Genomic DNA, 11,993 nt, shown 5'->3' with positions numbered 1-11,993 from the left:
TAATGATGAGATTAATGTTGCTTTCTAGCATTATTGCCCCATTTATAGTAGGGAGAATGTTAAAATAGCTATCTATGAGAAACACTATTGAATCATCCATTTAAGCATATTTAAACCCATTATTTACAATCGCTCATTTGGTAGTCGAGTCAGCATATTTTGACTTTCAGTATGTCTCGCTACTTACTGACATTGATAACATCGCACATTCATATACCCAGTTATTCAGGGTATTTGTTCATCATGCCAGCAGACTGATTCTTTTTTTAAAGAGGCACGTTTATGTCAGCACAACAATCCAATAAAATCCCTGTCGTCGATCTTAACGCCAATAAAAAACGTGTACATCCCAGATTTGTCACCGGATTTTATCAAAACATCCGTGTCATTAGCATGTATGCGTTTTTGGCATTATTTCTGATTTTACCGTGGCTACGTTATAACGGTAGGCAAGCAATCTGGTTTGATGTGCCGTCGCAGCATTATTATATTTTTGGTATGACCTTTTTAACCCAAGATTTTTACTTTATTGCTGCTTTTGCGCTTATTGCTGCCTTTGCCCTATTTATGGTGACTGTCTACGCCGGACGGGTGTGGTGTGGCTATGCCTGTCCCCAGACCATTTGGACGCATATGTTCCAATATGTCGAAAAATTGGTCATTGGCGATCGTAACAAGCGTATAAAGTTCGATAAAGAGCCTATGAGCGCACAGAAAGCGTTTAAGCGTTTTTTAGTGTATTTTATCTGGTTTGTGTTTTCGATGATTACCGCCACAACCTTTGTCAGTTATGTGTCGGGTACGGAGGCGTTGTATCAAAATTGGCAGATGATAGGGTTTATCCCCTTCCCTGATTGGTCAACGTGGATATGGGTATCGATATTTATTTTTGCTTTCTCGACCTACGTCAATGCAGGCTATATGCGTGAGCAGATGTGTGTGCAAATCTGTCCTTATGGCCGCTTCCAAAGCGTGATGTTCGATAAAGATACGTTAATCGTTTCTTACGATTATGAGCGCGGTGAGCCTCGCGGCGCGCGCAAAAAAGGCACCAATCCTGAGGATTTAGGTGACTGTATCGAATGTCAGATGTGTGTGCAGGTCTGCCCGACAGGTATTGATATTCGTGATGGCTTGCAAGTAGCTTGTATCCAATGCGCTGCCTGTATCGATGCGTGTAATGATGTGATGGATAAAGTTGGCTACCCACGCGGGCTGATTCGTTATACAACAGAGCGTCAATTGGTCGAAAAAGAGCCAAGCCGTGTATTCCGTCCGCGCTTCTTCGCTTATTTAACCTTACTGACCGTGCTTTGTGGCGGCGTAATTTATGCCTTGAATGATCGCGTACCGCTAGAGATTGATATTCGCCGTGACCGCAACCAGTTGTCGTCATTGAATCAGCAAGGCATGATTGAGAACAGCTATATCGTTAAATTGACCAACAAAACGCAAGAGCCTCACACTTATAAGATAACCCTTGAGCCACAAGACGGTTTGAGCTTAGAGCTGCGCTTTAACGATGTGCCGTTAGAGGCTGGTGAAAGCTTTGATATGCCAGTGAGTATTTATGGTGACCCTGATGTGATTGAGTTTGGTCAAACACCAGTTACTTTAAATGTGAAGAGCGAAAATGGTCAGTATAATGTTAGCAAACAAAACATCTTTACCACGCAAGGACAATAAGTCTTTGCGTGCTTAGGGCGTGAATATTTCGTCATTAATCTGGCAGTATTGAGCCATCATTTTATCCGTTGATACCGTTTATAACTCTCTGACAGACAGCTATAAACGAATATCTGATTAATAGGTATGTTATGTCTAGTCCAGCCCCCAACTTTAAGCATCAAGATAGCCAGCCATGGTACAAAAACTATATGGTGGTTATTTTTGTCATTGGCATGCCAGCGTTAGTCGTTATTGCCTGCATCTGGTTTGTCTATTATTCTTACCAAATACGTGACAGTGTGGTACGTGACGATTGGTATATGGATGGCAAAACCCTCTATCATGACGTCTCGCGCGACAAGCTCACCTATGATTTAGACTTACACGGTCAAATGCAGTTTGCCGATAATGGTGATATCGTGTTTTATCTAAATTATCCCGAGCAGAGCTTGCAGTCTGGTAAATTATCAAATGGCGAGCCGGTTACTTATCCTGATACCTTAGAGTTATCTATCTCACATGCCACCGATATTAAAAAAGATCGTGATGTTGTGTTAAAACATGAAGAAGGCAACAAATATAGCGCTCAGGTAAATATTGACCCAGTCAAAGCCAAATATTACTTACAAGTTAGTAATGATGGTAAGGATGATTGGCGTATGCAAGATGTGGCAAAATTGCCACGTTCAGAGGTAAGTTTTAATCCGCTACCGGTGTTTGCCGAAAGCTAGTGTTATTTAAATAGCTACTCTTAAAGTTAAAAAAACCAGCCCTTAATAATTAAGGGCTGGTTTTTTTGGGGCTAACATTCATGGATTTAACGTTATCAAATTAACTTAAGATTATTTAAGCAACATATAGTCAGTGAAAAGTAATATCGATACATCACGCGCTGCTGATATCAATTTTTCTTGCTTGCTGTGCCTGCGCAGACAGAGGCTACAAAAAATTGATATCAGCAATACCGTAGCGTTTTTAGGATATTTTGACTATAGCTTTAAACCATCAGCTCATTAAATAACAGGGTTAATCGTTGGGATTTTCTGCGTTATGCGGCTGTTCCTTGCCGCCTCAGTTTCAGCTTGCAAGTTCTGATTATTGGCAAATTTTGGATTAAAGACTTGAGTTTTTGGCGCTACAGGTAATCCAATCTCAGCCAGACTATCGGTCTGCCCTGCTTGGATATTATCGCCTTCAAATAAGCGCTCATTATCATCACGCTCAAGACTTAATGTCTCAAAATCAAATAATTCACGATCGGCTAATTGCGACGGTGCGACGTTTTGCATGGCTTTAAAAATAGACGCTAAGCGCTGCGGATGAGCGTCATCCCATTCGCGTAGCATGTCATTGATAATCGCCCGTTGTAGATTGGTTTGACTGCCGCATAGATTGCACGGAATAATCGGAAATTCTTTTAAACGGGCATATTCAATGATGTCTTTTTCTTCAACGTAGGCAAGCGGACGAATAAGCAAGTTTTGCTTATCATCGCTGAGCAGTTTAGGCGGCATCGATTTAAGCGCACCGCCGTGAAATAAGTTTAAAAAGAACGTCGCCAGCATATCGTCGCGATGATGGCCAAGGGCGATTTTGGTTGCGCCAATTTGTTTGGCAAAGCCGTATAGCGAGCCACGGCGCAGACGTGAACAAGCCGAGCAATAAGTTTTACCTTCTGGCACCACGCTTTTGACGATACTATAAGTGTCTTTTTCTAAAATATAATGCGCGATACCTTGCTCATTCAGATAAGCGGGCAAAATATCTTCAGGATAACCGGGCTGTTTTTGGTCAAGATTGACCGCGACGATATCAAAGCTAATCGGGGCAATACGCTTGAGTAACAATAAGATATCTAGCAGTGTATAGCTGTCTTTGCCGCCTGACACACAAACCATGATGACGTCGCCATCTTCAATCATATTAAAATCGCGAATCGCCCATGATACTTGGCGGCGTAGCTTTTTTTGTAGCTTGCGAAATTGTGCCGTTTCAGTCGATAGCAGCTGATTAGATGATAATTGCTCAGCCATATGATCGTCATGAGTAGCTTGGTCAGATTCGTCAGCGACATCCGTATCTAATGCATAGCTATCCCAACCAGTACCGGTAGAATCAGCATCGATAGACGCAGCATCAAACTGAGGGGTTATTTTTGGCGTAAACAAGGTCGCTACGGTCATAAGTTACTCAATATCTTTACAAGGTTGATTTTGCTATAAAGCAGTTAGCAATATTTTTAGCACGCGGGCTTTAAAAGCAGCGATTATAACAAATTTTGCTAACAGATTGAAAATATGACGTTAATTGATAAGGCTAAATATCAGGGCAACTTAAGAAGGCAACTTAAGAAGACAGCGTAAGACTGTTATTTAACTTGATAACAGCACTTATGCCTAATCGCCTGTTTGATTGCCCTATGTCTGATTAATAGTGTTTGATGGATAATACAAATACAGTACTGACTGAAATATCCTTTAGCCACCACTTAATCACGCTTTAGCCCTCTTTTAATAACACCTTCAAGGTTCTGTAATGGGGCTATTTTTGCTAAAATAGACGGCTTTCGTAAATCCATATTTTTGAACCAATACTTTCAAACTAATAATAGATACCACTATGACTCTTGTTACTGCACAGACCTCCTCTACCAATTCAGCAAACGACGCTAACTTGACGGCGCTGCATAAAAGCCAAAATGCCGTGGTGCTACTATCAGGCGGGCTCGATTCCGTGACTTGTTTGTATTGGGCAAAGGCGCGCTATGCTTCTGTGACAGCGGTCAGTTTTAACTATGGTCAACGTCATAATAGTGAGCTTGTTGCAGCCAAAGCCATCGCTGAAACCGCAGCAGTCAATCATCGCATTATTGATATCGATATCGCGCAGCTTGGCGGCTCATCACTCACCGACCACAGCATGATTGTCCCTGATGGCGATACCGATAAATTCCCCAGTAAAAATCGTGATGAGATCGATAACGACGCTATTCCAAACACTTATGTACCTGCGCGTAATACCATATTTTTATCTTACGCCTTGGCAGTCGCTGAAGTGACCGATGCCAACCATATCGTCATTGGTGTAAGCTCCGTCGATTATTCAGGCTACCCTGATTGCCGTCCAGAATATATCGCTGCTTTTGAACACATGGCCAATCTTGCCACCAAAGCTGGCGTCACCGGTCACCATTTATCGATTCAAACACCACTGCAGCAGTTATCTAAAGCCAAAACCATCGAGCTTGGTTTATCGTTAGGGGTCGATTATGGGCAGACGATTTCTTGTTATCAAGCAGATGTCGATGGGTTGGCTTGCGGTGCCTGCGACAGCTGTGTGCTGCGCCGTCAAGGATTTGCCCAAGCTGGCGTTACTGACCCTACCCATTATCAGCCTTAATAGCCTGAATAAATACTGTAAAAACAGGCTTATGGCTGCCTTAAAGTACGAGTATGATTGTCTTAATAGCGCAGCTCATTAAATATTTGCGCAACATTTGCTTGCATTAACACAGCACGCTGGCATTGTATTTTAAGCAATTTAATTGCTATGGTATGGGCGACTATATCAATGACAAGGTAACCGTACTGATAGTTAGCTAAATGTAATGAGCGCTATATAGATGGAGAATTGCCTATATATTTGCTCATGCAAGTTATAAAATAAGTGACAAAACTAGTGTCCTAACCATTATTAAAATCAGTGCTAAAATCAATACTTAGACCAGTAACCAAATAAAACGACCAAGATTTTTTGCCTATAAAATCTGAAAAATTGACGCGACCTATAGAGGATGTTTATGAAGTTTTTGCCCGTATTACCCCTAGCCCTAGCTGCTCTGTTTGCATTGCCACAAGCAAACGCTGCTGATATCAAGCAAAATAATATCAATACCTGTGTCAATGGCGCGGTCAAATATAAGGTCGCTGACAAAAATACTGCGACCAAATTATGTAAATGCACCATCGGTGTCCGCAGCGAGATGACCATCGGTCAGATGTGGGAAATTGAAAGCTACGCGCAAGATAAAAAAGACCCATCAAGCTTACCTTACGTGAAAAAAATGCAAAAAGACCTGCAGCAATGCACAGTTGGTTTGGATTTAAAGCAGCCACAAAAACCTGCTTAAAGCCCGTAAAAAATATTTGCTACAAAATACAAAAGACTGGTTATTGCCAGTCTTTTTTGTTGCTAATGAATAAGTGAAGTGTAAAACTGAGTAGTTATTGCGATGAAATTGCGATGAATCTGCCTATAATAAGAGCAATCACTATAATATATGTATAAACGACAATATATGCATAACCAAAACTAATAAGGATTTTATAATGGCCAAGCCGACCACCGAGACTATTGCCCTACCTGATTTCCCAGTCACCATCGTGCGCGAGCTAGACGGCAACTTTATTCATGACGATATCAGCCTAAAAGAGCTGGTTGCTCATACCGATAAAGGCCTAATTTTATATTTTTATCCCAAAGACAATACCCCAGGCTGCACCACGCAAGCGACAGAGTTTACCGCTCAGCTCAATGAGTTTGATAAATTGGGTTACGATATCATCGGTGTCTCGCGTGATAGCGTCGAATCTCACGAAAAATTCATGGCTAAACACCATCTTAATATCGCACTTATCAGTGATAGTGATGAGAAATTATGCCAGTACTTTGATGTTATTAAAGAAAAAAACATGTATGGCAAAATCAGCTTAGGTCTTGTACGTTCAGCCTTTGTCTTTGATAAAGATGGCACGCTAACTCATGCGCAGCGTAATTTACGCGCTGCTGGCTATACTGAGCGTTTACTGAATACGTTAGCGCCTTGATTTTTTAATAGCCTTTTTCATTGTTTTTTGTGCAAATCCATCACCTAATATCACATTCGCCTGATTTGAGAATACTATGAATAAACAGCCTGATAGCACTGCTGACAGTAGCCATACAAAAGTGACACGCAAGGTATCGGTTGCGGTCATTGGCGCTGGTACTGCTGGTCAAAACGCCTTTCGCCAAGCCCGCAAATTAAAAGACGACGTCATAATTATTAATGATGGATTTTGGACAACCACCTGTATTGCGGTCGGTTGTATGCCAAGCAAACTGCTTATTGCTGCTGCTGACCGCGCGCATGAGGCCAATCATTCTAGCGAGTTTGGTGTGCATGCCAGCGCGCAAATAGATGGCAAACAAGTCATGGCGCGGGTTCGCGCTGAGCGTGATCATTTTGCCAGCTACGTTGAGGAGCAAGTAGAAAGTTGGCCTGCAGAAACGAAAATAGCAGGTCGCGCTTATATCAATGAACAAGGATTGATTGAGGTTAACAATGAGCTAATCGAAGCGGATAAAATCATTGTCGCGACTGGTAGCTCAACCTTTATCCCAGAAGGCTGGGCGGACAAGCTTGGCGATACCATGATTACCTCTGACACTGTCTTTGAGCTAACTGATTTACCAAAATCACTGGCGGTGGTTGGTGCAGGTGCCATCGGCTTAGAGCTTGCCCAAGCCTTTACTCGTTTAGGCGTCGACGTTACTTTATTTAATCGTGTCAAACGCGTGGCCAGTTTAAAAGACGATGACATTAATAATAAAGCCATCGATTGCTTAAATCGCGAACTAACCATGCATTTAGGTAGCAACATTACCGAGGTTGGTACTCAAGCAGATGCAGGTGATAAAGGCTCGGTTGCCTTTATCGACTACGAAGATAGCGCCGGTCAAACGCAGCAGTGGCAAGGCGAGTACGTACTGGTTGCCACAGGTCGCCGCAATAACATTGATGCGCTTGGTGTTGAAAATCTAGGCGTCGAGCTTGATGATAAAAACCGCCCAAAGCAGCTTGATAAAAAGACTGGTAAAATCGGTGATTTAGAAGTCTATATCGTTGGTGATGCCAATGCCAATCTTCCTTTATTACATGTAGCCAGTGATGAAGGATTTAGCGCCGGCAGCCTTGTTTGCGACAATAAGACAGACGCTTATATTCGCCCGCCTGCCACGCCATTTTCTATTGTATTTTGCGCGCCACAAATCGTGAACGTCGGTATGTCGCTACCTGAAATCCAAGCAGACTCAGAGCTTGAGCATGTGATTGGCAAAGTGAGCTTTGACAATCAAGGACGTAGCCGCGTGATGGGTGTTAACTGCGGTTTATTGCATATTTATGGTTGCAAAAAGACCGATAGAATCTTGGGCGCCAGCATGGTCGGCCCTGATGCGGAATATATTGGACATATATTGGCGATGGCAATTACCAACGATTTAAGTATCAAAGACATGCTTGATACGCCGTTTTATCATCCGACGATATTAGAAGGTTTACGTACTGCATTACGTGATGTTCAACGTATGATGAAGATACCTTATCAATCGCATGATACCCAAGAAGGCAATTTTTAAGTATTTGCTTTTAACAAGATAAGCGGCAATGTCTTTTAATAAAATTATGCTTCGTCGTTTTGACTTATATCACTTTAAGTTAGTGCTCAAATGAACGCTCAAGGCAATCAAGGTCATAGTTGATTTGCCTGAGCGATTTGAGTTAATTTACAATCAGACTTTTTAATACCCATTTTATTTAGACCTAAACCCTGCATGGATGAAACAATGGCAATCGCTGGTATTACTGACTTCTTTCAAGAGATTGTTCGCGACCTACATACTAGCCTATACCTTGCTATCGGCGGCACCATAGATGAAGACTCGTTAGACTGGTCAGCTAAATCGGTAGAATTGGTGAGTACGGGCATCAAAATCCTAATACTGCTTGCGGTATTGGGATTTTTTTATTGGCTTGCCATCTACATTGTCAAAAAAAGCAGAACCAGAATCCGCTTAAATGAGCGCCGATCTAAAATTGTTCGCTCAATACTACGCTATATTTGGATTGTGACCAGCTTGATAGCTATCATGAGCCAGCTTAATTTTGAGCCAGATACGGTCAAAGCCACTGCTAAAGCCAGTACTTGGGCGGGTATTTATTATGTGCTATGGACGTCATCTGGGCAAATTATCCATAAAGTCTTGCAGCATTATGGTCTAAACGCTTCTATCGAGCAGCTACTCAAAAACATTTTGTCCGTACTATTATTGGTATTTGGGCTTGCCAGCGTCATGGCGCAATTTGGCTTTGATATCGTATCGCTAGTGGCAGGTTTGGGTATTGCCGGTATTGCCGTGGGCTTTGCCGCCCAATCAACGCTTGCTAACTTTATCGCGGGCATCACCATTTTACTTGAGCAATCGTTTCAAGTCGGCGACTGGGTCAATATCAATGACAATGAAGGGCGCGTCGTGGTTATCGCTTTACGCACGACCCATGTCTTAACCCGCGACAATATCACCGTTATTATCCCCAACTCAAACGTCGCTTCTTCTGTGGTCATCAATTTAACCTCGAAAAACTTTATACGTTTTGATATCCGCATGCGCATTGCTTTTGAAGATGATATCGACAAGGCACGTGAGGTGATTTTGCAGGTATTGTCTGAGAGCGACGTGGTATTAAATCGCCCCGAAACCTCAGCGACTGTTGATGAGATTGGCGAATACGGCGTATTCTTTATCGTGCGTTTTTGGGTCAAGCCTGCGGCTGTTGCACGTATGCCTAAAATCAAAGAAGTCTTACGCGAGAATATCAAACGTGCCTTTGATGCCGCTGATATCTCAACCCCTTATCCGCATATGCGCCTGCTGATGCCAACAGAGCAGGTTTACCCTATCGTTACCAAGCCAGTTGCGACTCCTACGCAATTGGTCACAGAAACAGCCGCGTTAAAAAAAGGCGGTAAGTAGTCAGTGTCATTAGCTGCTTAACGATATTAAAAAACAATGGTGCGACATGATTTTAGTTTAAAAACAAAAAGCCATTTCTTAAAAACAGTCTTCTAAAGAATGCCACTTTAAACTATCCATAGCGTAATTATGGTAAAATTGGCGGTTAAACATCTTATTTTATGATGCGCCTTATTTATCAATATTTATCAATTTAGCCCACAGGTATCCGTATGACCGAAACAACCACGCCCAACTCCTTACCAGCCGCTTCAGCAGAGTTGTCGCTTGACCTTATTATTACCTGTGCCGATGGGCTTGAGGCACCGCTACAAACTGAGCTGACCAGTTTTGGTATTGCAAGCGAGATCAAGAGTACTGGTCGTTTAGCGGTGACTGGTACATTGCGTGACCTATACACCATTTGCTTGTGGTCGCGGGTTGCGTCACGGGTATTGATGCTGATCAAACGCAAAAACATCAATACTGAATACGATGTGGCAGAGCAGCTTTATGGTTTGGCAAAATCGGTCGATTGGACGGAACAATTTAAGCTAGAGCAAACGTTTGCCATTCGTCTATCGGTTGATAAACGCGTTGCCGTCAGTCAGCAATTTGCCATGCTGCGTATCAAAGATGCGATTGCCGATACCTTTAACGAAGTATATGACAGCCGTCCTAACGTCGATAGTAAAAACCCAGATTTTTCGGTGTTTGCAACGGTCAATGATAAGCAAGCTGAGCTGTATCTAGATTTATCAGGGACCAGTTTGCATCGCCGTGGCTACCGTGTGGCGATGACCGAAGCGCCATTAAAAGAGAACTTAGCGGCAGCGTTGCTCTACAGCGCAGGCTGGCATAAGAAAAATGAAGAAGGTAATGCCCCTTTATATAACGCTCTGATTGATCCAATGTGTGGTTCTGGCACCTTTATTATTGAAGCCCTTCTCATGCATTGCGATTATGCCGTCGGTATTGATAAAGCCGCCAATCAATTTGGTTTTTATCAATGGCAGCATCATGACGATGCGTTATGGCAACAGATGATTGATGATGCCCAGACGCGTTTCCGCGATGCATTGGCCATTACCAACGAGCAGCCAGATACTTTGCCACTAATTTTGGGCTTTGATGCCGATAGCGGTGCAATCCTCGCGACAGAAAAGAACTTGATAGCCGCCGGTTTGCAAGACTTATTACCACTACTCGACCTTGAGACCCGCGCTCTTGACCAACTAAGCAGCGTCTTAAAACCACTGGTCGATGATGGTCGCTTAAGCAATCCTTTAGTCATTACCAACCCGCCGTATGGTGAGCGCTTGGGTGATGAAGAGATGATTAAGCCTTTATATCATGCGCTTGGGCTGATTCTACAAGACAGTTTTGCCGGTATTGATATCGACCCTATGGTTGGAATCTTGGCGGCCAATGTCGAACAAGTCGATATATTACCGATTAAAGAGCCAAAAACTTTACGCTGTCATAACGGTGCTATTACGGTTTATTTCCGCTACGGCACCTTGATTGCGGGGCAAACGGGTAATTTGGTCAGTCGCTTTGAGAAGCGTGAGATTGAAGTGGAAGAAGGACAAGACTTCATCAACCGCTTGCAAAAAAACCTTGCCAAACTGAAGAAACTGGCTAAAAAAGACACTGTCAGTAATCTACGCGTTTATAACGCTGATTTGCCTGATTTCAAAGTAGCGGTCGATTTATATGGCGATTATGTGCACGTGCAAGAATACGCGCCACCAAAAACCATTCCACCTGAAACGGCGAAAAAACGCTTTAATTTGGCGTTAATGGGTATCCGTGAAGTCTTTGGTATTAATCGCGAACAAATCTTTATCAAAACCCGTGCGCGTCAGTCTGGTAATGACCAATATAGCAAGCAAGGCAATACTGAAAAGCGTGGCAAGTTCTATGTCGCTCGTGAAGATGGCGCGTATTTCTATGTCAACTTTACCGATTATCTCGATACGGGTTTGTTTATTGATCACCGTAATATGCGCGCCCGAATCAAAGACAACAGTCGTAATAAATCCGTACTGAACTTATTTGCTTATACCTGTACAGCAAGTGTCCATGCGGCCTTGGCTGGCGCGAAAAAAGTCACCAGCGTTGATTTATCACAGAACTACCTCGATTGGGGCAAGCAAAACTTTGTCCTAAATGGTCTTGACGTTAGCCGCAACAAATACCAGTTTGTCGCCGCTGATATCTTTGAGTGGATTAAAGACAATACGGAACAATTTGATATTATCTTTATTGATCCGCCAACCTTTTCAAACTCGAAAAAGTTCCAAGGTACCTTTGATGTGCAGCGCGACCATTCGGCTCTCATCAACCGCGCGATGAACCGCTTGACCTCAGACGGCGTGTTGTATTTCTCCAACAACTTTACCCGCTTTGAGCTCGATGAGCAGTTGACTGAGCGCTATGATATTGTGGATATCACCCAAAAAACCATTGGGTTTGATTTTGATGTTAAAAAGCCGATTCATCAGAGCTTTGAGATTCGCCATCGTCAAAGCCTATAATTTAGGTTTCTA

Annotated in this window: 9 protein-coding genes; 8 read left to right on the top strand and 1 reads right to left on the bottom strand. The window is 42.8% G+C overall.

Translation table 11 applies throughout. From position 1 onward, the window contains the following. Window positions 1-282 precede the first annotated feature (282 nt). Together ccoG and B3Q63_RS08030 are read left to right on the top strand one after the other, a co-directional pair. Window positions 283-1,686: a cytochrome c oxidase accessory protein CcoG gene (ccoG, locus tag B3Q63_RS08035; protein WP_201565693.1), complete on the top strand. Its 1,404-nt coding sequence runs from the start codon at window positions 283-285 to the stop codon at window positions 1,684-1,686. 131 nt (window positions 1,687-1,817) lie between these two features. Continuing rightward, the gene (locus B3Q63_RS08030; RefSeq protein WP_201565695.1) at window positions 1,818-2,399 is read left to right on the top strand and encodes a FixH family protein; all 582 of its coding nucleotides are present in this window, start codon (window positions 1,818-1,820) and stop codon (window positions 2,397-2,399) included. Between the two features lie 282 nt (window positions 2,400-2,681). Here the strand turns inward: B3Q63_RS08030 and ttcA are convergent, their stop codons facing one another. After that, entirely contained in the window at window positions 2,682-3,701 is a 1,020-nt protein-coding gene (gene ttcA / locus B3Q63_RS08025) for a tRNA 2-thiocytidine(32) synthetase TtcA (protein WP_414706333.1), read from the bottom strand. 649 nt (window positions 3,702-4,350) lie between these two features. On the opposite strand from ttcA, the gene queC reads away from it, so the two are divergent. The 6 genes from queC to rlmKL all read left to right on the top strand — a co-directional run bounded on the left by queC (window position 4,351) and on the right by rlmKL (window position 11,981). Then, entirely contained in the window at window positions 4,351-5,067 is a 717-nt protein-coding gene (gene queC, locus B3Q63_RS08020; RefSeq protein WP_296175763.1) for a 7-cyano-7-deazaguanine synthase QueC, read from the top strand. A gap of 400 nt (window positions 5,068-5,467) precedes the next feature. Beyond that, on the top strand, window positions 5,468-5,797 hold the full coding sequence (locus tag B3Q63_RS08015) for a hypothetical protein (RefSeq protein WP_183618789.1): 330 nt from the start codon (window positions 5,468-5,470) through the stop codon (window positions 5,795-5,797). A 199-nt stretch (window positions 5,798-5,996) separates the two neighbouring features. Next, window positions 5,997-6,494: a peroxiredoxin gene (locus tag B3Q63_RS08010; protein WP_296175570.1), complete on the top strand. Its 498-nt coding sequence runs from the start codon at window positions 5,997-5,999 to the stop codon at window positions 6,492-6,494. 76 nt (window positions 6,495-6,570) lie between these two features. Next, window positions 6,571-8,067 (top strand): dihydrolipoyl dehydrogenase, encoded by a 1,497-nt coding sequence (locus B3Q63_RS08005; protein WP_296175568.1) that lies wholly within the window; start codon window positions 6,571-6,573, stop codon window positions 8,065-8,067. 207 nt (window positions 8,068-8,274) lie between these two features. Next, complete coding sequence (locus B3Q63_RS08000) at window positions 8,275-9,462, top strand: mechanosensitive ion channel family protein (RefSeq protein WP_227692326.1); 1,188 nt, start codon at window positions 8,275-8,277, stop codon at window positions 9,460-9,462. Between the two features lie 212 nt (window positions 9,463-9,674). Beyond that, a complete protein-coding gene (gene rlmKL / locus B3Q63_RS07995) occupies window positions 9,675-11,981 on the top strand; it encodes a bifunctional 23S rRNA (guanine(2069)-N(7))-methyltransferase RlmK/23S rRNA (guanine(2445)-N(2))-methyltransferase RlmL (protein WP_296175567.1) in 2,307 nt (768 codons plus the stop codon). Window positions 11,982-11,993 lie beyond the last annotated feature (12 nt).

It is taken from the genome of Psychrobacter sp. UBA2769, assembly GCF_002352555.1.
GTDB classification, from domain to species: Bacteria; Pseudomonadota; Gammaproteobacteria; order Pseudomonadales; family Moraxellaceae; genus Psychrobacter; species Psychrobacter maritimus.
Note: the sequence above shows the minus strand (reverse complement) of the source record. Positions and strands in the feature narration are given on the sequence as shown.

Bases quoted from the DNA above. Each gene is read 5' to 3' on its own strand.
- B3Q63_RS08030 (WP_201565695.1), top strand. From the start codon at position 1,818: ATGTCTAGTCCAGCCCCCAACTTTAAGCATCAAGATAGCCAGCCATGG.
- B3Q63_RS08015 (WP_183618789.1), top strand. From the start codon at position 5,468: ATGAAGTTTTTGCCCGTATTACCCCTAGCCCTAGCTGCTCTGTTTGCA.
- ccoG (WP_201565693.1), top strand. From the start codon at position 283: ATGTCAGCACAACAATCCAATAAAATCCCTGTCGTCGATCTTAACGCC.
- B3Q63_RS08005 (WP_296175568.1), top strand. From the start codon at position 6,571: ATGAATAAACAGCCTGATAGCACTGCTGACAGTAGCCATACAAAAGTG.
- rlmKL (WP_296175567.1), top strand. From the start codon at position 9,675: ATGACCGAAACAACCACGCCCAACTCCTTACCAGCCGCTTCAGCAGAG.
- B3Q63_RS08010 (WP_296175570.1), top strand. From the start codon at position 5,997: ATGGCCAAGCCGACCACCGAGACTATTGCCCTACCTGATTTCCCAGTC.
- ttcA (WP_414706333.1), bottom strand. From the start codon at position 3,701: ATGGCTGAGCAATTATCATCTAATCAGCTGCTATCGACTGAAACGGCA.
- B3Q63_RS08000 (WP_227692326.1), top strand. From the start codon at position 8,275: ATGGCAATCGCTGGTATTACTGACTTCTTTCAAGAGATTGTTCGCGAC.